29 protein-coding genes are annotated in these 24,917 nt (G+C 68.8%); 11 read left to right on the forward strand and 18 right to left on the reverse strand.

What is annotated here, in order from left to right; genetic code table 11:
• Window positions 1-59: 59 nt before the first annotated feature.
• From MOQ72_RS03855 to MOQ72_RS03865, 3 genes are all read right to left on the reverse strand, one after another.
• On the reverse strand, window positions 60-278 hold the full coding sequence (locus MOQ72_RS03855; RefSeq protein WP_242180566.1) for a DUF5703 family protein: 219 nt from the start codon (window positions 276-278) through the stop codon (window positions 60-62).
• 277 nt (window positions 279-555) lie between these two features.
• Window positions 556-1,557 carry a YncE family protein gene (locus tag MOQ72_RS03860; RefSeq protein ID WP_242180567.1) on the reverse strand — a complete coding sequence of 334 codons (1,002 nt, stop codon included), beginning with the start codon at window positions 1,555-1,557 and terminating at the stop codon, window positions 556-558.
• 220 nt (window positions 1,558-1,777) lie between these two features.
• A complete protein-coding gene (locus MOQ72_RS03865; protein ID WP_242180568.1) occupies window positions 1,778-2,761 on the reverse strand; it encodes an aldo/keto reductase in 984 nt (327 codons plus the stop codon).
• Between the two features lie 266 nt (window positions 2,762-3,027).
• Here MOQ72_RS03865 and MOQ72_RS03870 point away from each other — a divergent pair, with 266 nt between their 5' ends.
• Window positions 3,028-3,858, forward strand: coding sequence for an undecaprenyl-diphosphate phosphatase (locus MOQ72_RS03870; protein WP_242180569.1), 831 nt, complete (start codon window positions 3,028-3,030; stop codon window positions 3,856-3,858).
• Between the two features lie 117 nt (window positions 3,859-3,975).
• Window positions 3,976-4,665 carry a histidine phosphatase family protein gene (locus MOQ72_RS03875; protein ID WP_242180570.1) on the forward strand — a complete coding sequence of 230 codons (690 nt, stop codon included), beginning with the start codon at window positions 3,976-3,978 and terminating at the stop codon, window positions 4,663-4,665.
• A gap of 8 nt (window positions 4,666-4,673) precedes the next feature.
• On the opposite strand, the gene MOQ72_RS03880 is transcribed toward MOQ72_RS03875, so the two are convergent.
• Together MOQ72_RS03880 and MOQ72_RS03885 are read right to left on the reverse strand one after the other, a co-directional pair.
• A complete protein-coding gene (locus tag MOQ72_RS03880) occupies window positions 4,674-5,483 on the reverse strand; it encodes a hypothetical protein (protein WP_242180571.1) in 810 nt (269 codons plus the stop codon).
• Window positions 5,477-6,007, reverse strand: a complete 531-nt coding sequence (locus MOQ72_RS03885; RefSeq protein WP_242180572.1) for a hypothetical protein — start codon at window positions 6,005-6,007, stop codon at window positions 5,477-5,479. Before MOQ72_RS03885 ends, MOQ72_RS03880 begins: the two co-directional genes overlap by 7 nt.
• A gap of 360 nt (window positions 6,008-6,367) precedes the next feature.
• On the opposite strand from MOQ72_RS03885, the gene MOQ72_RS03890 reads away from it, so the two are divergent.
• Window positions 6,368-7,030 (forward strand): class I SAM-dependent methyltransferase, encoded by a 663-nt coding sequence (locus MOQ72_RS03890; protein ID WP_242180573.1) that lies wholly within the window; start codon window positions 6,368-6,370, stop codon window positions 7,028-7,030.
• Window positions 7,031-7,066: 36 nt separating this feature from the next.
• Here MOQ72_RS03890 and MOQ72_RS03895 read toward each other — a convergent pair whose 3' ends face one another.
• Both MOQ72_RS03895 and MOQ72_RS03900 read right to left on the reverse strand, forming a co-directional pair.
• Entirely contained in the window at window positions 7,067-7,945 is an 879-nt protein-coding gene (locus MOQ72_RS03895) for a PhzF family phenazine biosynthesis protein (RefSeq protein ID WP_242180574.1), read from the reverse strand.
• Between the two features lie 24 nt (window positions 7,946-7,969).
• The gene (locus MOQ72_RS03900; RefSeq protein WP_242180575.1) at window positions 7,970-8,242 is read right to left on the reverse strand and encodes a helix-turn-helix domain-containing protein; all 273 of its coding nucleotides are present in this window, start codon (window positions 8,240-8,242) and stop codon (window positions 7,970-7,972) included.
• Between the two features lie 50 nt (window positions 8,243-8,292).
• Between MOQ72_RS03900 and map the strand changes: the two genes are divergently transcribed.
• A complete protein-coding gene (map, locus tag MOQ72_RS03905; RefSeq protein WP_242180576.1) occupies window positions 8,293-9,060 on the forward strand; it encodes a type I methionyl aminopeptidase in 768 nt (255 codons plus the stop codon).
• 124 nt (window positions 9,061-9,184) lie between these two features.
• A complete protein-coding gene (locus MOQ72_RS03910; RefSeq protein ID WP_242180577.1) occupies window positions 9,185-10,360 on the forward strand; it encodes a macrolide family glycosyltransferase in 1,176 nt (391 codons plus the stop codon).
• Between the two features lie 13 nt (window positions 10,361-10,373).
• Here the strand turns inward: MOQ72_RS03910 and MOQ72_RS03915 are convergent, their stop codons facing one another.
• Together MOQ72_RS03915 and MOQ72_RS03920 are read right to left on the reverse strand one after the other, a co-directional pair.
• Window positions 10,374-11,780 (reverse strand): MFS transporter, encoded by a 1,407-nt coding sequence (locus MOQ72_RS03915; protein WP_242180578.1) that lies wholly within the window; start codon window positions 11,778-11,780, stop codon window positions 10,374-10,376.
• Window positions 11,777-12,010 carry a DUF2306 domain-containing protein gene (locus MOQ72_RS03920; protein WP_242180579.1) on the reverse strand — a complete coding sequence of 78 codons (234 nt, stop codon included), beginning with the start codon at window positions 12,008-12,010 and terminating at the stop codon, window positions 11,777-11,779. The genes MOQ72_RS03915 and MOQ72_RS03920 overlap by 4 nt, the downstream gene beginning before the upstream one ends.
• A gap of 78 nt (window positions 12,011-12,088) precedes the next feature.
• On the opposite strand from MOQ72_RS03920, the gene MOQ72_RS03925 reads away from it, so the two are divergent.
• The 3 genes from MOQ72_RS03925 (at window position 12,089) to MOQ72_RS03935 (ending at window position 13,860) form a co-directional block, all read left to right on the forward strand.
• Window positions 12,089-13,027, forward strand: a complete 939-nt coding sequence (locus tag MOQ72_RS03925; RefSeq protein ID WP_242180580.1) for a TetR/AcrR family transcriptional regulator C-terminal domain-containing protein — start codon at window positions 12,089-12,091, stop codon at window positions 13,025-13,027.
• A gap of 107 nt (window positions 13,028-13,134) precedes the next feature.
• Window positions 13,135-13,371, forward strand: a complete 237-nt coding sequence (locus MOQ72_RS44285; protein ID WP_277953477.1) for an SDR family NAD(P)-dependent oxidoreductase — start codon at window positions 13,135-13,137, stop codon at window positions 13,369-13,371.
• A gap of 99 nt (window positions 13,372-13,470) precedes the next feature.
• A complete protein-coding gene (locus tag MOQ72_RS03935; protein WP_242180581.1) occupies window positions 13,471-13,860 on the forward strand; it encodes a VOC family protein in 390 nt (129 codons plus the stop codon).
• A gap of 129 nt (window positions 13,861-13,989) precedes the next feature.
• Here the strand turns inward: MOQ72_RS03935 and MOQ72_RS03940 are convergent, their stop codons facing one another.
• Together MOQ72_RS03940 and MOQ72_RS03945 are read right to left on the reverse strand one after the other, a co-directional pair.
• Entirely contained in the window at window positions 13,990-14,844 is an 855-nt protein-coding gene (locus tag MOQ72_RS03940; protein ID WP_242180582.1) for an alpha/beta fold hydrolase, read from the reverse strand.
• On the reverse strand, window positions 14,841-15,281 hold the full coding sequence (locus MOQ72_RS03945) for a helix-turn-helix domain-containing protein (RefSeq protein WP_242180583.1): 441 nt from the start codon (window positions 15,279-15,281) through the stop codon (window positions 14,841-14,843). Before MOQ72_RS03945 ends, MOQ72_RS03940 begins: the two co-directional genes overlap by 4 nt.
• Before the next feature lie 171 nt (window positions 15,282-15,452).
• On the opposite strand from MOQ72_RS03945, the gene MOQ72_RS03950 reads away from it, so the two are divergent.
• On the forward strand, window positions 15,453-15,824 hold the full coding sequence (locus MOQ72_RS03950; RefSeq protein ID WP_242180584.1) for a DUF4180 domain-containing protein: 372 nt from the start codon (window positions 15,453-15,455) through the stop codon (window positions 15,822-15,824).
• A 101-nt stretch (window positions 15,825-15,925) separates the two neighbouring features.
• Here the strand turns inward: MOQ72_RS03950 and MOQ72_RS03955 are convergent, their stop codons facing one another.
• Window positions 15,926-16,096, reverse strand: coding sequence for a hypothetical protein (locus MOQ72_RS03955; RefSeq protein ID WP_372495277.1), 171 nt, complete (start codon window positions 16,094-16,096; stop codon window positions 15,926-15,928).
• 1 nt (window position 16,097) lies between these two features.
• Window positions 16,098-17,138 (reverse strand): s-methyl-5-thioribose-1-phosphate isomerase, encoded by a 1,041-nt coding sequence (locus MOQ72_RS03960; RefSeq protein ID WP_242180585.1) that lies wholly within the window; start codon window positions 17,136-17,138, stop codon window positions 16,098-16,100.
• 308 nt (window positions 17,139-17,446) lie between these two features.
• Between MOQ72_RS03960 and MOQ72_RS03965 the strand changes: the two genes are divergently transcribed.
• Window positions 17,447-18,253, forward strand: coding sequence for an ABC transporter ATP-binding protein (locus MOQ72_RS03965; protein ID WP_242180586.1), 807 nt, complete (start codon window positions 17,447-17,449; stop codon window positions 18,251-18,253).
• Window positions 18,254-18,300: 47 nt separating this feature from the next.
• Here the strand turns inward: MOQ72_RS03965 and MOQ72_RS03970 are convergent, their stop codons facing one another.
• From MOQ72_RS03970 to mug, 4 genes are all read right to left on the reverse strand, one after another.
• Window positions 18,301-19,158, reverse strand: a complete 858-nt coding sequence (locus MOQ72_RS03970; RefSeq protein WP_242180587.1) for an LLM class F420-dependent oxidoreductase — start codon at window positions 19,156-19,158, stop codon at window positions 18,301-18,303.
• 241 nt (window positions 19,159-19,399) lie between these two features.
• Window positions 19,400-19,756 carry a hypothetical protein gene (locus tag MOQ72_RS03975; protein ID WP_242180588.1) on the reverse strand — a complete coding sequence of 119 codons (357 nt, stop codon included), beginning with the start codon at window positions 19,754-19,756 and terminating at the stop codon, window positions 19,400-19,402.
• Window positions 19,757-20,128: 372 nt separating this feature from the next.
• A complete protein-coding gene (locus MOQ72_RS03980) occupies window positions 20,129-21,037 on the reverse strand; it encodes a sigma-70 family RNA polymerase sigma factor (RefSeq protein WP_242180589.1) in 909 nt (302 codons plus the stop codon).
• Window positions 21,038-21,169: 132 nt separating this feature from the next.
• Window positions 21,170-21,760, reverse strand: a complete 591-nt coding sequence (gene mug / locus MOQ72_RS03985; protein ID WP_242180590.1) for a G/U mismatch-specific DNA glycosylase — start codon at window positions 21,758-21,760, stop codon at window positions 21,170-21,172.
• A 457-nt stretch (window positions 21,761-22,217) separates the two neighbouring features.
• Here mug and MOQ72_RS03990 point away from each other — a divergent pair, with 457 nt between their 5' ends.
• The gene (locus MOQ72_RS03990; RefSeq protein ID WP_242180591.1) at window positions 22,218-23,417 is read left to right on the forward strand and encodes a Cmx/CmrA family chloramphenicol efflux MFS transporter; all 1,200 of its coding nucleotides are present in this window, start codon (window positions 22,218-22,220) and stop codon (window positions 23,415-23,417) included.
• A gap of 39 nt (window positions 23,418-23,456) precedes the next feature.
• On the opposite strand, the gene MOQ72_RS03995 is transcribed toward MOQ72_RS03990, so the two are convergent.
• Window positions 23,457-24,695: an alpha-amylase family protein gene (locus MOQ72_RS03995; RefSeq protein ID WP_242180592.1), complete on the reverse strand. Its 1,239-nt coding sequence runs from the start codon at window positions 24,693-24,695 to the stop codon at window positions 23,457-23,459.
• Window positions 24,696-24,917: the final 222 nt, after the last annotated feature.

The following is a 24,917-nucleotide window of genomic DNA, read 5'->3' on the forward strand; positions in this document are numbered from 1 at the left end:
TCTAAGACCGGCACCGGGGTTGTGGTGCTGGTCTTAGACAACACTGTCTGTTGGTGCCGCTAGGTCAGCAGGCCGGGTACGCCGGGGGTGGTTCGGCGGCGGCGTAGCCAGACTTTGCGGGTTCCGTCGGAATAGAGCAGCACTCGGGACAGTTCCCAGCCGGAGAATTCGGCGTGGATGCTGAGTTGGGTCGCTGCGCTCCATCGGGTGGTGCTCGGTGGTAGGCGCAGCGGCCGGTACTCCCAGTCCTGATCGCTGTCGATTCCTTCCGTTTTCATCTGTTCTCCAATCGACGGGCACTTCGTCGTGCGTGGCCGTTGTTGAGGAGAGGCCGATCAGTGGATCGGGAAGGTCCAGGTCGGCTGGCGTGGGATGGACGCCGATGACATGGCGTGACGATACATTGCGCAGCGTGCGGCAGGTGATCAAGCGCGTGCGGTGTCCTGTTGGGCGCGCTGATCGCGGTGTAGCGCGCGGCATCGACGATCGCCTGAGCGCAGCGTTCGGACTTGCCGCCGGTCAGCGGTGCGGTCCGGGAACGCTGGTGGCTTGCCACTACGGGCCTCCGGTGGTGGTCGGGTCGGTGACCACCTGTATTCCGGCGCCGTTGGCGGAGGCGATGTAGATCGTGCCGCTGTCCGGGTCGACGGCGACCGAGTTGGGTTGGTTGATGGTCGGTAGCCGGTGGCGTTCTTGTGGTTCGCCGCCTGCGATGTCGTAGCCGACGAGTTCGTTGGTCGCGGTCAGCGTGATCCAGGCCAGGTCGCGGGTGGGGTCGTAGGCGAGGCCGTAGGGGGCGCCGGGGACCGGGTAGCGCTGTTTCATGACCAGCGGGTCGGTGCTGAACGCGAGGAGTTCTTCGCCGCGGGTGTCGATGGTGATGATGCGGCCGTAGCGGTCGGTGATGGCGTTGGTGGCGCCTTGTCCGGCGCGCAGCCCCGCGCCTTTGCTGCCGGTTGCCGGGTCGACCGGGGTGAGTGCGGTGGTGAGGCGGTCGAGGACGTAGATGTCGCTGGGGGTGGGCAGCAGTTGCGCTGGGCCTTGGAACTTGTCGGCGGTGGCGGTGGGTTGGCCGTTTTGCAGGACGGTGACCGTGGCGGTGTTGCGGAGGGCGACGGCCATGCGGTTGCCGTCGAGGTCGACGGCGTCGACGGGACCGCCGGGTACCGGGGTGGTTTGCGCGGTTGCGGTGCGCAGGTCGACGCGGGTGACGAGGTTGGTGTCGGGCAGGGCCGCGACGAGTTGGCCTCGTTCGGTGTGCAGCGCGGCGGGGGCGCTGGGCAGCGGGACGGTGCGCTGGGTGTTGGTGCTCGGGTCGGTGAGGATCAGGCTGGGGCCGCTGGCGAGCACGAGGGTGTGGGTGTCGCGGTCGTAGGCGGCGAGTTGCACCGGGGGTGCGGGGCGCACGGTGCCCGCTGGCGGGGTGGTTGTCGGGGGTGCGGCGGCGGGTGTTGCGGCGGTGAGGTGGTCGGTGACTTGGAGGGGGTCGCTGGCGGTGTCCATTCCGCAGCCGGTGAGCAGGGTTGCGGTGAGACAGGTGATGACCAGACGACGCAACGAGGCCCTCCTTGGTGTTGCTGGTCCGCGTGGTGCGGGTTTCCTCCTCCAGGATCCCTGATCGGGTGGGTGGGCTGGTGGTTGGCCTGGGTGGGCGGGGTCTCAGTGCTCGGTTCGCGCGGTTGCGCACCGGGTCCGAGGACGAGTTCTCAGGGTGGCATGTCGGGGGTGGGGCCGGAATGGGTGCGGTGGAGGTTCCTCCGATGGGCGGCAGGGCTGGTCAGGGCTGTGCGGGGTTGCGTTCGGGGTAGTTCTTGTCGGGGGCGCTGATGTCGTCGAGTGCGGCGCGGATGGCTGGGGGGAGGGTGAGGTCGTCGGCGGCGAGGGCGGTTTTGAGCTGGGTGGTGGTGCGGGCGCCGACGACGGGGGCGGTGACGCCGGGGCGGTCGCGGACCCAGGCGAGGGCGACGTGTGCGGGGGAGGTGCCGAGTCCTTCGGCGGCGGTGAGGACGGCTTGCACGATGCGGGCGGCGCGTTCGGTGCGGTGGTGTTCGACGTAGCTGGCGAGGTGGTTGGTGGCGCCGCGGGAGTCGGGTGGGGTGGCGTTGCGGTATTTGCCGGTGAGCACGCCGCGGCCGAGGGGGGCCCAGGCGAGCAGCCCGAGGCCGTGGTGGCTGGCGGCGGCAGTGACTTCGCGTTCGATGCCGCGTTCGACGAGGGAGTATTCGACTTGGGTGGAGATCAGGGGGGTTCGGGTGGGGTGGGCGTTCTGGTGGGTGGCGGCGGTGGCCAGTTGCCATCCGGAGTAGTTGGAGATACCTGCGTAGCGGACGCGGCCGCTGGTGACGGCGGTGTCGAGGGCGGCGAGGGTTTCGTCGAGGGGTACTGCTGGGTCCCAGGCGTGTAGTTGCCAGAGGTCGAGGTGGTCGACTTGGAGGCGGCGCAGGGAGCCGTCGAGGGCGGTGAGCAGGGCGCCGCGGGAGGCGCCGCCGCCGAAGGGGCCGGGTTTGCGGCGGGCGACGGCTTTGGTGGCCAGTACGATCTCGTCGCGGGGCAGGTGGGTGTTGAGCAGGTCGCCGAGGATTTGTTCGCTGTGGCCGTCTTGGTAGACGTCGGCGGTGTCGACGAGGGTGCCGCCGGCTTCGTGGAAGAGGGACAGTTGCTCGGCGGCTTCGTCGGCGTCGGTGTCCAGTCCCCAGGTCATGGTGCCGAGGGCGAGTCGGGAGACGCGGAGGCCGCTGCGGCCGAGCTGTCGGTGTTCCACGGTGGGTGAGGGTATTCGGTGGGGCGGCCGCGGTTGGTGAAGCTGGAGCGGCGGGTCTGATTCTGAGTGTTCCGGATCACAGTGCCCGGTTGGTGCGGGCCTGGTGGTTGCGCGGTGTGATCGGCTGCTAGCTGACCTGGGTGGATGTGGGTTGGCAGGGTGGCGGTGGGTGGCTGTTGGCGATGCTGCAAGATTTGGGTTCTGGCTTCGCGGCCGGTTGGCCGGTGGATGTACAAGTTCTTGCGATCGTGCTGGAGTGTGTTTCGGTGTCGTGGTTGCAGGCCATGGTGTTGGCCGTGGTCCAGGGGCTCACCGAGTTCCTTCCGATTTCCTCGTCCGGGCACTTGCGGATCGTCTCGGAGTTGTTCTTCGGTGATGATGCGGGTGCGTCGTTCACGGCGGTGACGCAGATCGGGACCGAGTTGGCGGTGGTGGTCTACTTCGCCAAGGACATCGTCCGGTTGGTGGCGGTGTGGTTCCGCGGGTTGGGCAGCGCCGAGGTGCGGCGGACGCAGGATTATCGGTTGTCGTGGTATGTGATCGTCGGCAGTCTGCCGATCGGGATCTTGGGGTTCTTGTTCCAGGACTACATCCGGTCGACGTTTCGGAGTTTGTGGATTACCGGGACGACGTTGATCGTGTTCGGTGTGCTGATGGGGTTGGCGGAGCGCTTCGGTCAGCAGCGTCGGGGTCAGGATCGGTTGCAGCTGCGTGACGGTGTGCTGATGGGGTTGGCGCAGTCGTTGGCGTTGATTCCGGGTGTGTCGCGTTCGGGTGGGACGATCACCGCTGGTCTGGCGTTGGGGTTGGATCGGCCGACTGCGGTGCGGTTCTCGTTCTTGTTGGCGATCCCGGCGGTGTTCGCGGCGGGGTTGTCGGAGATTCCGCACGTGTTCGAGCCGAGTGCTTATGGTTTGCAGCCGTCGGTGGCGCAGATGATCGTGGCGACGATAGTGGCCGGGGTGATCGGTTACGTGGTGATCGCCTGGTTGCTGCGGTTCGTGCAGCGGCACAGCGTGTACTTGTTCGTGTGGTACCGGATCGCGTTGGGTGTGCTGGTGTTCGCGTTGTTGGGTTTCGGTGCCATGCAGCCGTGATCCGCTGTTCAACGACAACGCGGCCCGCGCCGGTGGTGCGGGCCGCGTTGTCGTTCGACCCGCACTTGTGGGGGTTGAGGTGGGTGGCGGTGGAGTGGGCGCCTACCCTCGGCGGACGTGGCGACTCTCATCCTGTTGCGGCATGCACGGTCGGCGGCCAATGGTGCCGGGACGTTGGCGGGGCGAACACCCGGCGTTGGGTTGGACGAAACCGGGGTGACGCAGGCGGCGGGCCTGGTCGGTCGCCTGGCGGGGGTCCCGTTGCGGGAGATCGTGGTGTCCCCGATGCAGCGCTGCCAGGACACCGTGGCGGGGTTGGCGGCGCAGCGGGAGCTGTCTCCGGTGGTCGAGCCGGATCTGGCCGAGGTCGATTACGGGGAGTGGACCGGGCGCAAGATCAGCGAGCTGGCCGAGGACGCGTTGTGGAAGGTGGTGCAGCAGCACCCGTCGGCGGCGGTGTTCCCCGGTGGTGAGGGGTTGGCGCAGGTCCAGGCGCGGGCGGTGGCCGCGGTTCGGGCGCATGATCGTCGGATGGCCGCGGATTCGGTGTGGTTGGCCTGCACGCATGGGGATGTGATCAAGGCCGTGCTGGCGGATGCGCTGGGTATGCACCTGGACGCGTTCCAGCGGATCATGGTGGATCCGTGTTCGGTGAGCGTGGTGCGCTACACGGAGACCAGGCCGTTCGTGTTGAAGATCAACGACACCGGTTCGGACGTGTCGGGGCTGTTGCCGCCCAGCGATGCGGTGAAATCGGATGCGGTCGTGGGTGGTTCGACCGGTGCCGCGGAGGCCGAGCGCAGCTGACCGTGGGGTCAGCTGCGGAGGTAGACGACGTGGCAGCGGGTGTCGGCGGGCAGGAAGCGTTGGGTGCCGCCGGTGAACCGGATGAGGACCTGCCGGTAGCTGGCCGGGGTGACCTGGTCGACGATGCCGACCGGTCCGATCGGGCCGTAGATGCGCACCGGATCGCCGGGGTGGAGTTCGTCGGCGCGCACGCGGTTGATGTTGGTGGCTGACGATGCCGGTCGCAGCCAGCGGACCGTGCCGAACCAGGCGGCGTAGGCGGCGGCGGGCAGGATCAGCGGCAGCCACGTGTTGAGGTCGATGAGTGCCAGGCCGAGTGCGGCTCCGGCCAGTGCGGCCCACAGTCCGGAGCTGATCGGCCAGCGGCCCAGTTGCAGCCAGCCGGTGGTGCGGACGGTGCCGTCGAGTTGCTGCCCGCGGGGTGGCGGCGCGGGTTCGCCGGGGAAGTCGAAGTAGGTCTCGTCGGTGTCGCTGAGGTCGTCGCGGGTGCTTTCCGGGGTGATCTTGCCCAGTGGTTCGCGGGCGGTGTTGTCGGGGCGCACCGGCGGTATTTCGATGGTGGCGGCCAGCGACGGGTTGTCGGTTGGGACTGCCAGCGGTTGGTCGAAGTTGGCGTGCCCGGGGTTGAGCAGGGTGCGCAGCATCGCGGCTTGGGCGCCGCGGTGTCCGCAGGTCGGGCAGATCATGGCCACGCCGGTCGGGGCGTCGTGGTCGGCGGTGGTGGTCAGCGGGCCGTGCCCGTTGGGGCATTGCGGCGCGTAGGGGCCGTTTTCCAGGACGCGCAGGGCGCTGGTGCGGTCGGTGGCTTCGTTCACCATTGCGTGGTCCACCTCAGCTTGCCGTCGTCGGCCCGTTGGCAGGTGGCGGCCGCGCCGGATGAGGTGCGGGCGAAGTCGCCTTCTCGGGAGCAGCGTTCGCCTTCGGCGACCACTGGGACCCAGCCGTCGTCCGGGTTGGAGGTGGTGGGGTTCGGGCGGTCGTCGTCGGGACGGGTCGGGCGCGGCGGGCGGGTTTGCTGCGTGGTCGTTGTCGTTGTGGTGGTTGTGCTGGGCGGTTGTGTCGTCTTCGTGGTGGTCGTGGTGGTTGTGCTCGGCGGCGTGGTCGGTTCCGGTTCGGAGGTGGTGGTCGTCGGTGTCGGTGTGGTGCTGGTCGGTTCGACGTAGCTCACGGGTGCCCGTGGTGGTGGCGGTGGATCGGCGATGTTGTGGCCACCGCTGTTCGGCAGGGCGTGGACGGCACCGGCTCCGGTTGCGGCCAGCAGCGCGACGGCGGGTAGCAGCCGTGCCGCCAGCGGGGTCTTCCACCACCAGCGGCGTAACTGGTCGGGGTGCTCGGCGGGCAACTGGTGACTCCTTCGGTGTTGTGCCGTTGTTCTCCCCGACCCGGCTGGCGAATCGTAGCGAATTCGTCATGAATCTGTGCCCTGCGTCTGGGCGACATGTTCGGTTTCCGGTGGATTGTCGGAGCGTATGGAGTCGAAGACCGCCGGTTGTGATCTGCATCGCGACACCTCGAATGCGCGCACCGAGCAACTGAACACACATGCGCGGCCACGAAGAGTGTGCACGCGACCGTACTATGTGGACTGTCCGCAGCGGAATGTTCGGAAATGTCGGCGGAATAGACCGAAATGTCATTTCAACTGGACTTAAGGCTGTCTTAGGGCTCGCTGTGGCGCGCAGAGGATCTATGCTCGTCGGACATGACGGCATCCACAGCCGTGGCCTGGCTGGTGCGGGCCTGCGACCGGTTCAACGCCGCGCATCCCTGGGACCACAACGCCCACTACCACCGGTGGATCCTGCGGCAACTGCCCAGCCGCGCCGGGCGGGCCTTGGATGTCGGCTGCGGCAGCGGCGACCTGGTACGAGCCTTGGCCACCCGCGCCGAACGCGTGCACGGCATCGACCGGGACGCCACGATCACCGACCACGCCCGCCGATTGACCCCGCGCGCCGCCCGCATCGACTACACGGCCGCCGACGCGTTGGCACACCGACCGGCCCAGCGCTACGACGTGATCACCTGCGTGGCCGCCCTGCACCACCTGCCTTTCGCCCCGGCGTTGACCGAGTTCCGGCGATGGCTCGCGCCCCACGGCACGCTCGTGGTGCTCGGCGTCTACCGCGAAAACACCACCGCTGACCGGTTGCTCGCCGGGGTGGCGGTCCCGGCCAACCTGCTCGTCGGCTGGGCCAGCGGCCGCGGGAAGCGCCCGGTCGCGATGACCGCACCCACTCGCCCGGCAACGATGACCTTCGCCGAGATCACCCAGCAGGCCCGTCGGATCCTGCCCGGCACCCGCGTTCGCCGCCACTTGTTCTGGCGATACAGCCTCGTCTGGACCCACCACGAGCCCAGCTGATGACTACCGCGTCTGTTCCTGGGCAGTGCGCGCCGATCAACGTGGTTGCGTGGTTTGGAGTTCGGCGCTGCCGCCCAGCCACAGGCCATCCGCCTGGCCGTCGCGCATCACGAAGCGGACCGCGATTTCCGATGGTCTGCCCATCGCCCGTCCCTGCCGCACCCGGATCCGGCGGTCGGTGTTGTCGACGAGACCGTTGGCCAGCAGTCCGAACGACAACGCGGCCGCCGCGATTCCGGTGGCGGCATCCTCCGGGTAGCCGGACGCCCGCGGGAATTGCCGCGCATCGAAAACCTGGTGATCCGCGTCGGAGACCGCGTACGGGTAGAGACCGGTCGAAGCGAGCAGCCCGCAGACGCGTTCGACACGACCGAAATCCGGTCGCAGCCCGTCGAGCACGGCCACGTCGGCTACCGGTATCAGCGTCTTGACCCGGCTGGTGCGGGCATTCTGGACGGGCAGCGGCGCGAGGTCGGCTGGCGTCATTCCAAGCACGTCGAGCAGCGCTGGCATGGCGTCGTCGTCCACCGGCTCGACTTCGCCGCGCGGCTGCGTTATCTCCACCGTTCGGTCACCGACGGGACCGGACAGGCGCGCGTGCACCGGGCCGCTGCGCGTCGAAACGGTCAGGTGGTCACCGGCCAGTTCGCCGAGCTGGTCGAGCAGCCACACGGCGGCGACGGTCGCGTGTCCGCACATGGGCATTTCGTGGTTGGGCACCCAGAAGCGCAGGGCGTAGTCGCAGCGGGAATCGGGCGGGGCGGAGCGCACGAAGCCGCTTTCGTGCCCGTACGACCGGGCTAGGGCCTGCATGTCGCGGTCGGACATCGGGTCCGCGTCGACCACGATCGGGGCTGGGTTGCCGCCGCCGGGTCCTGCGGCGAAGACGTTGACGAGGTGGGCTTTCGGGGGCATCGGACTCGCTCGCGAAACCGAGGGTCATGCCGACATGCGTTGGTGGGTGGCCTGTGCGGCCGCGACGTCGCGGCGCAGCTCGTCCAGCGATAGGCCGACCGCGTCGGCCACCGCCGCGACGGTGAAGAACGCCGGGGTGGGGATGCGGCCCTTCTCGATCTTGCGGAGGGTTTCGGTGGAAATCCCGGACGCGGCGGCGATCTCGACCATGCTGCGTTCGCCGCGAGCCGCTCGCAGCGCTTGGCCGAGCAGTTCGCCGCGTTGTCGTTCCTGCTCGTTCAGCGGCACACGAACCATGCCCGTGATACTAATATCGGTATAGTTATTGGGTCCAGCGGGAGATGTGCATGATCGAGCTGAAAACGGCCACCGAGATCGACGTGTTGCGAGAAGCGGGCCGGATCGTCGCCAACGCCCTGCACGCCGTGCGCGCGCACGCCACGGTCGGCACGTCGCTGCGCGAACTCGACGAACTCGCGCGCACCGTAATCACCGACGCCGGGGCGCAACCGGTGTTCCTCGGCTACCGGCCCAACTGGGCACCCACCCCGTTCCCCGGCGTGATCTGCGCCTCGGTCAACGACGCCATCGTGCACGGCATCCCGAACCGGCAGCGGTTGGCCGACGGCGACCTGGTCAGCATCGACTGCGGGGCCCGCGTGCAGGGCTGGGTCGGCGACGCGGCGATCACCTTCAGCGTCGGCACCGCCCGCCCCGCCGACGTGCTACTGACCGAGACCACCGCGCAGGCCCTCGCCGACGGCATCGCCGCCGCCCAGCCCGGCGGCCGCATCGGCGACATCTCCCGCGCCATCGGCCTGGTCGGGCGCAGCGCCGGGTACGGCATCCCCGGCCCCCTCGGCGGCCACGGCGTCGGCCGCGACATGCACGAGGCGCCGTTCGTGCCCAACGACGGGTCGCCTGGTCGCGGCGCCCCGCTGCGACCAGGACTGGTCCTGGCGATCGAGCCGATGTTCCTCGCTGGCGGCCACGACGACATCCGCACCGCCGAGGACGGCTGGACCGTGTGCACCGGTGACGGCAGCCGTGCCGCCCACGTCGAGCACACCATCGCCATCACCGAGGACGGCCCGCGGGTGCTCACCGCGCTGTGACGCCCCCGGCCGAGTCGACCGGCCACAGTGGAAACGCGTCGATGAGCAACGCCACATGCCGCCACCGCCGGAGATCCGGATACTGGACGACGCGGAACCGCGCCCGTCCACCACGAGGAATTCGATGAAAAAGCACTTCGCCTTCGTCAGCATGCCCGCCGCCGGTCACCTCAACCCCACCCTGCCGCTGGTGGCGGAACTGCTCGACCGCGGTCACCGGGTCAGCTACGCCGTCGGCCACGAGATGGTGTCCGCAGTGGAGGCCACCGGCGCGGACGTCATCGCGCTGCCCACCGAAATGCCGAAAACAGCGCCGAACGCGCAGCTGGGCCCGCAACACCTCGACACCCTGGCGCGGTTCCTGCTCGACGACATCCAGGCCAGCTTCCCGGTGCTGCACCAGCGGTTGCGCGCCGACCCGCCAGACGCGGTGTGCTTCGACGGGATGACCACCATCGGACGCATGCTGGCCGAAAAGCTCGGCGTGCCGGGGATCGCCCTGGTGCCCAATTTCGCGTCCAACGAGAACTTCTCGGTGCGCGACGTCATCGCCGCCAGCACGCCCGAATTCCCCGTGGAGATCTTCGCCGACCTGGCCCGGCGGATGCAGCAGGCCGCCGCGGAGTTCGGCGTGCACGCCGAACTGCCCTTCGGAGCGCCCCCGGCCGGGCTGAACCTGGTGTTCCTACCCCGTGAATTCCAACTGGGCGCCGACACCTTCGACGATCGGTTCCGGTTCATCGGCCCGCTGCTCGGCGATCGTGCGGAGCAGCCCTGGCAGCCCCGCGATCCGCATGCCCCGCTGCTGTTCATCTCGCTGGGTACCGCGTTCAACGACCGCCCCGAGTTCTACCAGAAGTGCTTCGCGGCTTTCGCCGACAGCCCCTGGCAGGTCGCGATGGCCACCGGGCAGCGCACCGACACCGACGCCCTCGGCCCGATCCCGGCCAATTTCGACGTGCGCGCCTCCTTCCCGCAGCCCGCGGTCCTGCGCCACGCCACCGTCTTCTGCTCGCACACCGGGATGAACTCCACCATGGAGGCCCTGCACTTCGCGGTCCCGCTGGTGGCCGTGCCGCAAATGCCCGAACAAGCCGCCAACGCCGCCCGCGTCGAAGAACTCGGCCTGGGACAGCGCCTGGACGCCAACGCCGTGACGGCCGAGGAACTGCGCAGCACCGTCGAGCAGGTCGCCGCTGATGAGCAAACCCGCGCCAATCTCGATCGGATGCGGCAGATCATCCGTGCCTGCGGCGGGGCGCCCGCCGGAGCCGACGCCCTCGAAGCCCACGTGAACTGAGACGGCACCGGCGTCACCGGGCTCGGAATCCGGCCGCAACCGCCAGCAACGCCAGTGCCGCTGCCACGCCGAAGCCCGCGAGATACGCGGTGGCAGGCGAGAACACCAGCCACGCGGCGAACAACGTGCCGGTCACCGCCAGCACCGTCGTGGTGAACAACGACTCGCTGAGCTGCAACGCCGAACTGTTCATGCCCTGCTCGCCCGGCGGCGACAGCCGCAGCGTCAACGTCGACAGCACCGGATAGACCAAACCCATCCCCAACGCCATCGCCGCCAGCCCCGCGACGCACACCGCCAACGGCACCGCTGGGATCACCGTCACCAACACACCGACCGACCCGACGGCCAGCAGACCCGCGCCCACCACCGGAATCCGGTCCTGCGACGACAGCCGCGCCTGCACCCACGACCCGGCCATCCACCCGACCGCGCTCGTGGTCAGCACGAAACCCGCCGCGGTGGGGGACAAGCCGCGCTCCCGCGACAACAACAGCGGGATGAACACCTCGGTCGTGGAAAACGCCGCACCCGCGATACCCCGCAACGCCACCACGCTGGGCAAGCCCGCCCGGCCGCGAAACGTCCCCGTCGGCAACAGCTTCGGTGCGAACACCACCAGCGCGCCCAGGCCCGCGCAGACCAGCACCACCGACACCGCACCGGTCTGCTGCCCGCCGTAATGCAGCCCCAACGCACCGGCCGCCGCTCCAACCGCCCACAGTGGACGGAGCATGCGGGGCCGGTGCCGCCCGGCGGGCCACGACAAACCACGCAGACTCGGACCCACCAGCGCCAACGCGGGCAATGCCAGCGCCGCGGTGCCCAGGAACACCCACCGCCAGCTCAGCCGCTCCACCAGCAATCCGGCCAGCAACGGGCCCGCGATGGACGGCAACAGCCACGCCCCGGCCAGCAACCCGAAGAACCGGGCCCGCAACGCCTCCGGCAAGACCTGCCCGACGACCACGTACAGGGCCACCGAGATCAGCCCGCCGCCGAGGCCCTGCACGACCCGGCCCACCACCAGCACCCACATCACCGGTGCCACCCCGGCGATGAGCAGCCCCGCGGCGAACACCGCGACCCCGACCCGCAACGGCATCGCCGGACCCCGCGCGTCACTCCACCCACCGGAGACGACCATGCTCACCACACCAGCGGCCATCGTCCCGCCGAAAGCCACCGCGTACAGCGCCAGCCCGTCCAGCACCCGCACCACCGTCGGCATCGCCGTGGCCACCGCCACGTATTCGAAGGCCACCAGCGAAATCAACGTGAGCGCGCCGACGGTCAACGACCGGTAGGGGCGCGACAACAATCCCACCGCGGCTGCGGAACCCAGCTCGGACATGACCACCCCGTGCGGCTTGCGGACCCGACGCCGCCAGCCTTCAACTTCCAGCGCACTGGAGGTCAAGCCGACCGTCGCACCCGGCGATCGCGCCGCGCGCCGGACGGGTGGCGATCCAGCCACCACTGGGCGATCAGCAGCGGAATCACCCAGCCCAGCCACGCCGTCAACCCGCTGATCATCGCGGTCAGGTACGCCTCGTCGCCGCCGAACGTCGTCGCCAACTGCGGGCCCCACACCACGCCCCACACCCGGTTGGTCACCGTCGAGATCGTCAGCACGAACGACCGGAGCATTCACCTGCGGTGGTCGCCGAAGCGACGCTGTCGACCCGCTCGCCAACCCGCGACGGTGCAAGGACAGGGAGGGCAGCGATGACGACGGGCCCCCGACCGCAACCGCCGTACCTGCGCATCGTCAGCGACATCCGCGCACGCATCGAATCCGGGCAACTCCGCCCCGGCGACCGGGTCCCCTCCACCCGCCAGATCATCGACGAATGGGGCGTCGCGATGGCCACCGCCACCAAAGCACTGGCCACCCTGCGCCAACTGGGCCTCGTGCACGCCGTCCCCGGCACCGGCACCATCGTCAGCGACTCCAGCACCGGCCACCGCCGACCAACGCGGCACCGGCGGTCCACCTCGCAACCGCCGGTCACCCAGGAACGAATCGTGCGCACCGCCATCGGCATCGCCGACCGGGAAGGACGCGCCGCCGTGTCGATGCGCCGGATCGCCGCCGAACTCGGCGTCGGCGCCATGTCGCTGTACCGCCACGTGACCGACAAGGACGAACTCATCCGGCTGATGGCCGACACCGCCTTCGGCGAAGCACCCCTGCCCGAACCCGGCCGCCGCGGGTGGCGCGCCCGACTGGAAGAAATCGCCCGACTGCAATGGGCCACCTACCGGCGACACCCCTGGCTGGCGCCGGTCGCCCTCACCTCGCTGGCCCACCCGCCGGTGCTGTCCAGCGGCATGGCCCACGTCGACTGGCAGATCGACGCCCTCGGCGGACTCGGCCTGCCCCAGCACGACATCCTGCAGATCGTGGTCAGCCTCAACGGCTACGTCGGCGGCATCGCGATGAGCCACGCCCTGGAGCACGAATACGTGCTCGAATCCGGGATCACCATGCGGCAACGACACGACACCGACGAACCCGTGCTGCGGGAACTGCTGCGATCCGGCCGATTCCCGCACCTGGCCACCGCCACCGGCGGCGACATCGACCTGGACGCGCTGTTCGAATTCGGCCTGCAACGCCAACTCGACGGCATCCAGAACTACCTCACCCGCCGCCCGAAATAGCGGCGCGGCGGGCACATCAAATCCAGTGGCGTCAGCCCTGCGGCGCCCGATAACTTCGCGAGACCCGCGCGCATGAGGCGACCACGCTCGATCCCCGGAGGACCTCCTTGCCAGCCAACACCCCAACCGCGGTCGTCACCGGCGCGGCGAGCGGGATCGGACGAGCACTCGCCGAAGCGCTGCACGCCAAAGGCACCCACCTGGTCCTGGTCGACATCGACGGCGACGCCCTCGCCGCAACGGCGACCGCCGCAACCGGCCTGACCACGCTCCACTCCGGACGGTCCGCACGCAGCTCCACGCACCAGCTGATCGAGCGCAACCACGTACCAGATGCACGCTGAAGTACGAACATGTCCACCGCGCCACCATCGGCGACGGCAATGCCCTCGCGTTAGCGTGTGGCCGTTGGCGGATCCGCTACTTGACCGGGAGATCCTGACATGACCAGTAAGTTCACCGAGCTCGCGATCGACTGCGCCGACCCGCACGGTCTCGCCCGGTTCTGGTGCGCGGTCCTTGACTACGAGGTGCAAGACGAAGACGACGGAATTGTCACAATTGGCTCCCCCGTGGTGCCTGAAGGCAAGAACCGCCTTGGCCCAGTGCCACCGACGTTGACATTCGCGCCCGTGCCCGAGGGCAAGACCGTCAAGAACAGGCTCCACCTCGACATCAACCCAACCGACAGGGAACAAGACGAAGAGGTCCGTCGCCTGCTCGACCTAGGTGCTCGACACGCCGACGTCGGCCAAACCGGCGATGAGAGCTGGGTCTGTCTTGCCGACCCAGAGGGAAACGAGTTCTGCGTCCTCGCGGGCCGCCGCCCCTGATCGGAGGCCGCACACCGGGCCAGACCTACTTCCGGTCGCCTACCCACCACGACGAGGAGCCCGTCCAATCACACGGTCAACGTCGTGGATACCCTTGGGAGCGCCGGAGTTTGCGATCGCAGTGGCCTCTCAGGTGCTCGTCAGGAACTCAAGTTCCGTCGCCTGCGGGGGAATGAAATGGCCGATCCCGGGCAGCAGGCGCACTGTCGCATGCGGTGCGGCCAATTCGAGCCGCCGCTTGACCTCCACGGAATCCAGCATGACGTCCAACTGCCCGACGACCACGTGCACTGGCATGGTCAGCCCGCACAACGCGTTGTCGTCGAACAACGGAACCTCACCGGTGCGGTACCGGAAGTGCTTCGAGACGAACAGCACCTGTTCGACGACTACGGCCGCTTCCGCCGGGTTCATCGTCGACAACCCCGGACCGAGCATCCCGGTCACCGTCTTGCGCCGACCCCAACGACCGAGCTGGTTCAGCAGCATCGCCTTGAGCAGGAATCCGTTGCGCTGCCTGCCGATTCCCGTCGGGCAGGACAACGCCAGGCGCTCCACCCTGCTGGGGCACCGAGTGGCGAAGTCCAACGCCAGCCAGCCGCCGAGCGAAAAACCCATGAGCCGGACCTGCGCCAGGCCGAGGAAGTCCAGTACGGCACCCATCCACGTCGCGTACCGGTCGGAGCTCAGCGGCGGCCGGGACGGCGCGCTGAGGCCGGGCTCGCCGATCATGTCGATGGCGTGCACCCGGAAATGGGTTGTGAGGTCGGCGATTCTGCTCATCCACTGCGCCGAGTTGCTGCCCGAACCGTGCAGCAGCACCAGCGGGGGAGCGGTAGCTGGACCGGACACGATGACGAAGGTCTCGCCCTCGGACGTCGGCACGCGGAGCTGTTCGTTGTCCACCGGCCAGGACTCCAACGTCTTCCGGTAGCGCTCGCGCAGCAGGCGGGCACCGGTGTCGCACCGATATGGCCCGCTCACGTGTCCGGCTCCTCGATCACCGCGCTGATCAGGCCGAAGATGTAGGCGCTGGTGGTGAGGCTGCCCAACACGACGATCTTCAGGTGGCCGCGCTGTTCGTCGTAGATCGTCTCCAGGTGCAGCTGTTCGTCGCCGTCGCGGCGATGGGCGGTCGCACTGGTCAGCAAGGTGCTCACGCGACTGGCCGTGGCGGGGTTGATCGCGTCGATTTCCACGATGCTCGACACCCCGACATGGCGATGGCGGGTGACGGTGTCCCGGACAGTCGGTTCGAGGGACTGGCCGGTGAACGCCTCAAGCTCCGCACGTGCGATCCGGTACTGCTTGCCGATCCGGACGGCCTTCAGCCGTCCGTCCCGGACGTAGTTGCGCACCGTGCGCACGTGCAAGCCCAGCCGTTCGGCAACTTCATCCGCAGTGAACATGTCCTGCTGCATAGCAGAACCCTATCATTCCGTAAAATTCCGCAACAGCCGATTCAATCGGGTAGTTTAAGGCAAGAAAGGTCATATTCCGCTACGAAGAGTCATCCTGAGAAGGGAGTCAGATGAGGATCGTGATACCGGGTGCCGCCACTGCGCAGCGCCTGCTCGCCAGGGAGGTCGGCCGTGCCTGATGACGTAGTGCGGGAACGGGCCGGAGTGCAGGTGCTGATATGCGACCCGGACGGGCCGCCGGTGGCCACCGTGCAGGATGCGGTGGACCTCATCGGCGCGGCCTTTGTCGGCGCCGAGGCGGTAGCCGTGCCCGCGAGCCGACTGGACGAACGCTTCTTCTCCCTGAGCACCGGATTTGCCGGGGAGGTCATGCAGAAGTTCGTCAACTACCGGCTGCGCCTGGTCATCGTCGGCGACATCTCCAGGCACTTGGCGGCCAGTTCGGCCCTGCGCGCCCTCGTCCACGAATCGAACCGTGCCAACCACGTCTGGTTCGTCTCCGACCTCGACGAACTCGACGCCCGCCTGCGGGCCGTGGCCTGAACGGTCCGGCCGGTCTCGTTCTCATCCGACGAGGAACAACTCTCCGTGCGACGAAAGCGCCGGGTGCGGGGCAAGCCGCCCCCGGCGCCGCGAAACCGGCCTCAGCGGGCGGCCATCAACTCGTCGAAGGACGGGAACCGCTGCGCGGTGACGGTGTCGATCCACGGTCCCAGCCGAGGCCGCGCGTAGTCGTAGAGCACCACGTGCACCTGGCTGGTCGGCGTCAATGGTCCCTCGATGTCCAGCACGACCCACCGGGCCGTCACCCGCACGCTACCGTGCCGTCCTCTGCTGCTCGTTCCAGTACTCGTGCACCTGATCCGGTCCGAATGCACCGCGGTCGGTCACCAGGGTGGTCACGAACCGCGGCTCGGTGACATCGAAGGCCGGATACAACCCGCGCACCCGCTCGCTGGCGCTGCGCCGCCCCAACGCGTGCAGCACCTCCTCGCCGTCGCGGAACTCGATCGGCACGTCCGCACCGGTGGCCGAGTCCGGGTCCGGGGCGTGGCACAACGCGTGAAACGGAACTCCGAAGGTGTGCGCGGCCACCGCCAGCTGCAACGTGCCCACCTTGTTGATCACGTGCCCGTCCATGGTGACCCGATCGCTGGCGGTCACCAGCGCGTCGATCTCTCCCGCGCGCAACAGCGACGCGGGCATGCCGTCGGTGACCACCGTGGTGTCCACCCCCATCTCCGCCAGCGTCTCCGCGGTCAACCGCGCACCCTGCAGGTACGGGCGGGTCTCGGTGCACACGAACGACAAACGCTTGTCCAGCTCCAACGCCGCTTCGACCACGCCGACCAGGTACAGATCGCCCCAGCAGTGCGTCAGGATGCGTCCCTGATCCGGCAACAGCGCCGCACCAGCTCGCCCCATCGCCCGGCTTCGCCGCCGGTAATCGGCGTCGCCAGCCTGCGCACCGGCCAGTGCCGCGGCGGGCACGTCATCGCCACCGGCGGTCACCGAAGCCAGCACCCACGCCACGGCTTTGCGCGGCTGGTCGTTGGTCGGCCGCGTAGCGATCAACCGCTCACCAGCCGCGCAAAGCCGCGTGCGCGCGGTGTCCGGATCGCATTGCGCTGCCTCGCGCGCCGCCAGCACCATGCCCCACAACACCGCGAAGTACGGCCCGGATGACTGCGTCACCATGTCCTCGATGGCCACGGCGACCTCTTCGACCGTGCGCGCATGCACCCACCGGTGCTCGAACGGGAACACCCGCCGGTCCAACAGGTGCACCCCGTCCTCGGCCAGCCGCACGCTGTCGGCCAGCGTCGGCGACCCAGGATGCGCGGAGGGTGGCGGCATGAAGTCCTCGACGGGAAGTGCGCGGGAAGACGAATCTCCGCGTCAGGGTAGCGATTCCCACCCCGGCCCCGGCAACGTCATCCACATCGCGGGAGCAGCACCGATCCGCCGTCCGGGCTTTGTTAGGGTGCGGGTACCAACCATGATCGGACGGTGCGCGGTCCCGGTGACACCGTGGCCGCCGAGATTCCTCCCCGCTCCGGGAGTTGCCCGAGGACCGTGTCCGCTGCCGGTCCCGGCCGCCGCGTCCGACCCCGTGCCGCTGTGTGCCCGGCCGCGTGCTGGGTGTGAGACCTGGAGGTCAACCGGTGATCGACTCCCGGCCCACCGAGACCGGACCCGTCCTGCGGGTCACCGACATCGATGTCGTCCGCGACGGCACCTACCTGTTGCAGTCGATCTCCCTGCAGGTCCACCGCGGCCAGCACTGGGCCCTGCTGGGCGCCAACGGAGCGGGCAAGAGCACCCTGCTGAACCTGCTCGGCGCCGTCAACCACCCCACCCGCGGTGCCGTCGAAGTCCTCGGACACCAGCTCGGCCGGGTCGACATGCGGCAACTGCGCTCCTTCGTCGGCCACATCAACCCGCGCCACCCGCTGCGAGCTCCGCTGCGGGTGCGGCAGGTCGTGCTCACCGGAGCCACCAACACCACCGAGCTCGTCCCGCGCTGGCAGCCCACCGACGAGCAGTCCCGGCAGGCCGACCGGCTGATCAGCATGCTCGGCATGAGCGGCAAAGCCGAAGCCCGCTGGGACACCCTGTCCCAGGGCGAACGCGGCCGCACCCTCATCGCCCGCGCCCTCATGCCCGTTCCGCGGCTGCTGCTGCTCGACGAACCGGCTACCGGCCTGGACCTCGCCGCCCGCGAGCAACTGCTCAGCAGCCTCGACGCGCTGCGCGCCGAACACCCGGACCTGGCCACCGTGCTGGTCACCCACCACCTCGAAGAACTGCCCGCCAGCACCACCCACGCCATGCTGCTGCGCGAAGGCCGGTGCCTGGCCGCCGGAGCGGTCGACGACGTGCTGACCACCGACGAGGTCAGCAAGTGCTTCGACCACCCGGTCCGCATCACCCGCACCGACGGCCGCTGGCACGCCCGCGCCGACCGCTGAGCCGACCCGCGGTCTCGACCTCGCCCTAGCCGGACACCGGCTGCCGATCAGCGCAGCGGGGCGAGCGCTTCGGCCAGCGGTGTCAGGACCGCCGGGTTCAGCGGCGGGCGGAGGTAGATGATCGCCATGTCCAGGCCGACGTCGGCGAAAGCCGCCACCTCGTCCACGGTGCGCCCGATCTCCTGATCCGAGTGCAGCCAGACATGCGCGGAGAGCATGATCTCCGCGGTATCGCGGCCGACGTCCTGGCAGTGACCGTGCAGCACGTCCCGTTTGCGGGCGAACTCCTCGGGCGTTCCGGCGACGAAATTCCAGTGCTGGGCGTAGCGGGCGACCGTGCGCAGCGTCCGCTGCTCGCCGCTGCCGCCGATGGTCAGCGGCGGGTGCGGACGCTGGATCGCCTTGGGTTCGCAGCGCGCGTCGGTCAGCCGGTAGTAGGTGCCCTGGAAGTCCGTCGTCGGCTGCGACAGCAGACCGATGAGGACCTGGCACGCCTCCTCGAACCGGTCGCTGCGCTCCCGCGGCCCGCCCAACTCGATGCCGTAGGCACCCGACTCCTGCTTGTTCCAGCCCGCGCCGATGCCGATCTCCAGACGGCCACCGGAGATGATGTCGATGGTGGCGGCCATGTTGGCCAGCACCGCCGGATGCCGGTAGTGGATACCGGTCACCAGCGTTCCCAGCCGCAACCTGCTGGTGGCCTGCGCGAGCGCGGCCAGCATCGACCAGCCCTCCAGGCACGGCTCGGACGGATCGGGTTCCCGGTCGCCGCCCGACCCGATCGGATAGAAGTGGTCGAACAGCCACCCGGACTCGAACAACTCGATCCGGTCGGCCTCCTTCCACACGTCCAGGATTTCGCCCCACGAGGTGAGGTGGTTGGCGGTCTTGAAAGCGAAACGCATGACGCGGACCTCTCCAGGTTGTCAGCGGGGACACCCCCGGACCGACACGGACAAGCGGTCCGCCAGCCACCCGAGAACGGCTCCGACCGGTCGGGCCGAAAGCCAGCGTCGGCACGCAGGCCGAGACTAACCCAGCAGTCGCACCGGGTGCTCGAACCGACCCACGTCACAACAACAGTGGCCTTGGCACTGGCGCAGGATGCAGGTCTGCGCCAGTGCCAAGGCCACCGGCAGGACTAATCTACCGCCGTTTCTTCGGCGGGTCTTTGCGCAGCAGATCCGGACCGATGATCCGGCGCACCACCCGGCGCACCAGGCTGCGTTTCTTCACCGGTGCCGCTGGTACTGCTGGTGCGACCGGCTCGCTGCGCTCGACCGGCGGCGCGGGGGCGGCCGCCACCGGGGGTTGCGGACTGGTGATCCCGGTGGCCGGAGTCACCGGGTCGGGGTTGAGCCGCTTGGCGAACTCGGGCTGCGCATCGCGGATCGCGGGGATGTAGGGCTGGGTGACCTCCACGCGCTCCGGGGCGGCCGCCATCGGTGGCGGGGGAGCCGGACGGGTGGGAGCGACCACCTCGTCCAAGGGCAGTTCACCCACGATTCGGGTAGTGGGCCGTCCCGGGTTCGGTCGCGGCTGCTGCGCTTCCGAGGGAACCACGGGCTGGAACCACGGTCGAGCAAGGTCGTCTTGAATAGTCATCCGTATCGACTCTGCGGGAGCAAACGGCCAGTGTCACCGGATCAGGGCTTCCCTCACCGGCGGGTCAGACCCTACCGGTAACGGACCGATAAAGCACACCCCCGTGTCCCCTAGATCTCGGTGCGTGACCACGGCCAGTGTCAACGCCGCCATCCGCTGTAATCGGCATCGGCCAAGCAGCTGATCCGGCCACCGCAACCGTCCACATCGGAATCCTGGCGATGCCTGTCCTCGGGACGTGCCTTGGTCGAGCTGCAGGGGCGGGTGAAGTCAGTCGGCGATGCTGAGCAGGGCCAGACGTTGGGGGTCCGCGATGACGTCGTAGTGGACGATGCGTGCATCCGCGATGCGGAAGATCAAAGCGATGCGCGGGCTTTGCTCGGCCATGACTACGATTCCCGGCTGCCCATCGATCGCCGCCACGAGTGCTTGCCGGGCACGGGCTTGCAGCGCCCGCGTCTCGGTGACGACAGTGCGCACGCCGTGCACTCGCAGCGCCGCGCCTGGTGGAAGGGCCTGCGGATCGGCCGTTCTCGTCACGCCGGGGTGCAAGATCTTCACAAGGCCGTCGATATCGCCTTGTTGGGCCGCCTTCAGGAAAGCGCTCACCACACGCCGCGCGGTGCCGGGGTCGGTGTCCGTGTCGGCCGTGCTGGGGGACTGGCGCACCCGAGTCCGCGCACGGCTGGCCAGCTTCTTGGCCGACCCTGGGGTTGTGCCCAGCACGTGCGCGACCTCGTCGAAAGGGGCACCGAACACGTCGTGCAGGATGAGCGCGACCCTCTGCGGCGGCGTCAACTCCTCCAGCACGATCGTCATGGCCTCGGTCAAATCCCCCGCGAGGAGCGCGACCTCCTCCGGGTCGTCCACATCGTCGGCCGATTCGGGCAGGTCAGCGGGTTCTCGCGGATATTCCCGTGATCGGCGCAGGAGGTCCAGGCACAATCGCGTCACGACGGTGGTCAGCCACGCCGACACGTTGTCGATGTTTTCGAGCTCGACGCGCAGGTACCTGATCCACGCTTCCTGCACGACGTCTTGGGCGTCGGCCTCCGACCCGAGCACGCGAAACGCCACCGCGAGCAGGTGCGGGCGTTCGCGACGAAAAACCGCGTCCCGGTCCGTGTTGTCGTCCATCGCCTTCGATGCCTCCCGACCGACGTCACGTGGCGCGGTCACGCTCGAACTCGAAACCTCGCCGCCACCACCGTCCGGCACAGGTTCGAACTCGCTCACGCGTCGCATACCCACCTGACGAGCCGACAGCGCAGAAGGTGACTCATACCTGCTCGCGAGCGGGCAGCCGCGCTGTCAGCCGCACTTGCCCTCAAACTCGGGTCGCGGTGCCTGGTCGTCCATCGCGGCCTGCCGCAGCTGGCGGAACTCGGCCGCCAACGTGCTCGCCGTCCAGTGCGCGTTGAGCCCGCTGGGATTCGGCAGAACCCACACCCGCGCATCCTCGATGCGCCGATCCTGCGGCCCCACGGTCGCCCGGCGTTCCCCGAAGGCCACCCGGTAAGCCGTAATTCCCACCACGGCCACCCATTGCGGCCGATAGCGCCGCACCTTCTCCACCAGGACCTGCCCACCGGCCCGCATCTCATCATCGGTGAGCTCGGCCGCCCGTGCGCTGGCCCGCGCCACGAAGTTGGTGATGCCCAAACCGAATTCGAGCAGCTCGGCCTGCTCGTGCGGGTGCATCAGCCGCGGCGTGAACCCGGCGGCGTGCAAAGCAGGCCAGAACCGGTTGCCCGGCCGCGCGAAGTGGAACCCCGTCGCTCCGGACCACAATCCCGGATTGATCCCGCAGAACAACACCCGCAAACCAGGGGAGAGGACATCCGGGATCGTCGTCCCCTCCGCCGCGGCCAACTCCTGAGCACTCGGCCGGTTCCCCGACAACTGCCACCTCCGCCAACCGCACCGATCCATCACCGGACCTTAACCGCACCCACCAAACCCCGAACCGGCATCAGGCACAAAGCGAAGCGGCACCACCCGGCACCAGCCCCCGGGCAGGTAATTCGGTGGAGGACTCCGGCGGCCTTGCACTAGGGTGTCGCACATGTCCAGTCCGGACGCGTCAAGACGCTAGCCACCGGTCTTCCGGTGGCTTCTCGTGATGTCACGCGGCAGCGCCGTCGCTTCGGCCGCGCGCCCGTCTCATCATCCTCGCCGCCGGATCACGGTCGTACGGACTGAGTCTTTCCAGGGGCTTCGCCACGTCCGCCGCCTTCATGGCGCTGCGGGCGTGCCGAGTCCGCTCTCCATCACGCGGTAGCACCGGCGGCCCATGCCGTGGGCCAGTGCGTCGCGTCCTGCTTGATGCATTTCCAACGCGGTTGTGGAGTTCCTGCTCATGCCCTTCGCGATCTACATCCTCGGTCTGGCGGTATTCGCCCAGGGAACGTCCGAGTTCATGCTGTCCGGGCTGGTTCCGGACATCGCCAGCGACCTGGGGGTGTCCATCCCCGCGGCCGGTGCGCTGACATCCGCCTTCGCGGTCGGAATGATCGTCGGAGCGCCGCTGATGGCGGTGCTCAGCCTGCGCTTGCCACGTCGGCGGGCATTGCTGGTGTTCCTGGTCGCGTTCATGTTCGTGCACGTCGTCGGTGCGATCACGAGCAGCTTCTCCGTGCTGCTGGCGGCACGGGTGCTCGGGGCGCTGGCCAACGCCGGTTTCCTGGCCGTGGGGGTCGCGACGGCGACCAGCATCGTCCCGTCGAACGCCAAGGGACGGGCGACCTCTGTCCTGCTCAGCGGCATCACGCTCGCCTGCATTGCCGGTGTGCCCGCGGGTGCGGTGCTCGGTCAGACGCTCGGCTGGCGATCGGCGTTCTGGGCCGTGGCCCTGATCTCCCTACCCGCCGTCTTCTGCGTGCTGCGCTCGGTGCCAGAACCTGTGGCGACTGGCGACCGGGACGAGACCCGTCCCAGTGCTCGGTGTGAACTGCGGGCCTTGCGCGGCCCGCGGCTGCTGGTCGTGCTGCTGCTGACCGCACTGGTGAACGCCGCCATCTTCGGCACCTTCACTTATCTGGCCCCGCTGGTGACCAATGTCAGCGGCTTCTCCGATGGTTGGGTGCCGACGGCGCTGGCGGTGTTCGGTCTCGGATCGTTCGCCGGTGTGACCATCGGTGGCCGCCTGTCCGACACGCGGCCGATGCGGGTCCTGATTCCGGGCGGGATCGCGCTGTTCGCGGGGTGGGTGCTGTTCACGGTCACGGCCAGCAGTCCGGTCGCCACCTTCCTGCTCCTCTTCGTCCAGGGGACGCTCTCGTTCGCCGTCGGGTCGACCCTGATAGCCCAGGTTCTGTATGCGGCACCCCAGGCACCGTCGCTCGGCGGCTCCTTCGCGACCGCAGCCCTGAACGTGGGTGCGGCTGTCGGCCCCGCCATCGGCGGCGCCACCATCGCCGCCGGGCTCGGCTACCGCTCGCCACTGTGGGTCAGCGCCCTGCTGGTGGCGGCAGCGTTCATCACCGCGGGTCTCGCCCAGGCGGTGCGGCGCCTACGGACCGTGCAGCGCGACCGCGCGACGCACCAACTGCACGTGTAGCCGCGGCGTGGGAGGGGGCCCGCGCCGCGGCCAGGTCGGTCAGCGCTTCGGCTTGACGCGCAGCAGCGTGACGCCGTGCGACGGGACCTCGGCGCTGATCTCGCCGTCGGTCTCGGTCTCGGTGTGCGTCCACAGGTCGCGCAGGACGTATCGCGCGGCCGGTCCGGCGCCGATCTCCTCGGCGGTGGTGGTGATGGTGGCCGCCTCGCCGCCGCGGTTGAACAGCGCGACCGCGCGGGAGCCGTCGGCGAGCTCCTTGACCCAGACCTCTCGGTCGCCGTCGTCGCGCACCGGAGCGCCCTGCCTGCCGAGAGCGTCCTGGTTGACCGCGATCACCTCGCGGTTGGTCAGGATCCGCTGGATGTTCTCCGGCATGTCGCGCACATCGTTGCCCGCGATCAGCGGCGAGGCCATGATCGACCACATGCTGAAGTGCGCCACGGCCTCGGTGTCGGTCAGACCGGGGTAACCCTCGACGTCGTAGACGCCGACTTCCAGCATGTCGGGGTCGTTCCAGTCGCCGAGGCCCGCGTATTCGGCGAGCTTCCCGTTGGCGTCGATGATGTTGACCACGCCCATCGGGAAGTCGTCGGTGTTGCCGGTGTCCCAGGCGGGTTTGATGTCGTCGGTGGTGCGCCACAGGTGCGCGCCGACGTCCGGTGCCCATTCCCAGGGGGCGTTCTCGCCCCACTCGCAGACCGAGTAGACGATGGGGCGCCCGGTGGCGCGCAGCGCCTCGCCCATCGCGGCGTAGCGCTCGGTCGCAGGAACTCCTTGGTTGTTGCAGTTGTCGTACTTGAGGTAGTCGACTCCCCAGTCGGCGAAGGTCCGGGCGTCGACCTCCTCGTGGCCGAGCGCGCCGGGCATGGTGTCCGCGCAGGTCCGGGTGCCCGCGCTCGTGTAGATGCCGAGCTTGAGGCCCTTGTCGTGCACGTAGTCGGCCATCGCCTTGATGCCGCTGGGGAAGCGCTCGTGGTGCGGCTCCAGCTCGCCCTCGGCGTTGCGCTCCGGCTCCGCCCAGCAGTCGTCGATGTTGATGTAGCGGTATCCGGCGTCACGCATGCCGGAGGCGACGATCGCGTCGGCCGTGTCGCGGATGAGCTGTTCGTTGATGTCGCACCCGAAGGTGTTCCAGGAGTTCCAGCCCATCGGCGGCGTCGCGGCCAGGTCGTCCTGCCCCGGGTCACCGGATGCGGTGGATGCCAGCGTCAAACAAGTGGTCACGGCGGCACTGAAGGACACGATCAGCCTCGCTCGGCGGGATCGTCTGGACGTCATCGTCTCTCCTCGCTCGCTGCGGTCGGAACCGAACGCGGTCCCTCGAAATGAGACAGCAAAGAACAGGAATGACCAATACGGACGATCGGATGAATGCTCCGCGCCGGTGACGGCTGAGTGGAGGAGACGTTCCGGTAAACGGGGCTTGAGTCTGGTGAGCTCTCGTAATCAAGCGACCTGTATTCGAGGTGGGAGCAGGGGGTGCTGTCACCGATCGTGGTC

This window comes from Saccharopolyspora soli (assembly GCF_022678645.1).
Taxonomy (GTDB): Bacteria; Actinomycetota; Actinomycetes; order Mycobacteriales; family Pseudonocardiaceae; genus Saccharopolyspora; species Saccharopolyspora soli.

Bases quoted from the DNA above. Each gene is read 5' to 3' on its own strand.
- MOQ72_RS03855 (WP_242180566.1), bottom strand. From the start codon at position 278: ATGAAAACGGAAGGAATCGACAGCGATCAGGACTGGGAGTACCGGCCG.
- MOQ72_RS03880 (WP_242180571.1), bottom strand. From the start codon at position 5,483: ATGGTGAACGAAGCCACCGACCGCACCAGCGCCCTGCGCGTCCTGGAA.
- MOQ72_RS03890 (WP_242180573.1), top strand. From the start codon at position 6,368: ATGACGGCATCCACAGCCGTGGCCTGGCTGGTGCGGGCCTGCGACCGG.
- MOQ72_RS03895 (WP_242180574.1), bottom strand. From the start codon at position 7,945: ATGCCCCCGAAAGCCCACCTCGTCAACGTCTTCGCCGCAGGACCCGGC.
- MOQ72_RS03900 (WP_242180575.1), bottom strand. From the start codon at position 8,242: ATGGTTCGTGTGCCGCTGAACGAGCAGGAACGACAACGCGGCGAACTG.
- map (WP_242180576.1), top strand. From the start codon at position 8,293: ATGATCGAGCTGAAAACGGCCACCGAGATCGACGTGTTGCGAGAAGCG.
- MOQ72_RS03910 (WP_242180577.1), top strand. From the start codon at position 9,185: ATGAAAAAGCACTTCGCCTTCGTCAGCATGCCCGCCGCCGGTCACCTC.
- MOQ72_RS03920 (WP_242180579.1), bottom strand. From the start codon at position 12,010: ATGCTCCGGTCGTTCGTGCTGACGATCTCGACGGTGACCAACCGGGTG.
- MOQ72_RS03925 (WP_242180580.1), top strand. From the start codon at position 12,089: ATGACGACGGGCCCCCGACCGCAACCGCCGTACCTGCGCATCGTCAGC.
- MOQ72_RS03935 (WP_242180581.1), top strand. From the start codon at position 13,471: ATGACCAGTAAGTTCACCGAGCTCGCGATCGACTGCGCCGACCCGCAC.
- MOQ72_RS03945 (WP_242180583.1), bottom strand. From the start codon at position 15,281: ATGCAGCAGGACATGTTCACTGCGGATGAAGTTGCCGAACGGCTGGGC.
- MOQ72_RS03960 (WP_242180585.1), bottom strand. From the start codon at position 17,138: ATGCCGCCACCCTCCGCGCATCCTGGGTCGCCGACGCTGGCCGACAGC.
- MOQ72_RS03970 (WP_242180587.1), bottom strand. From the start codon at position 19,158: ATGCGTTTCGCTTTCAAGACCGCCAACCACCTCACCTCGTGGGGCGAA.
- MOQ72_RS03990 (WP_242180591.1), top strand. From the start codon at position 22,218: ATGCCCTTCGCGATCTACATCCTCGGTCTGGCGGTATTCGCCCAGGGA.
- MOQ72_RS03995 (WP_242180592.1), bottom strand. From the start codon at position 24,695: ATGACGTCCAGACGATCCCGCCGAGCGAGGCTGATCGTGTCCTTCAGT.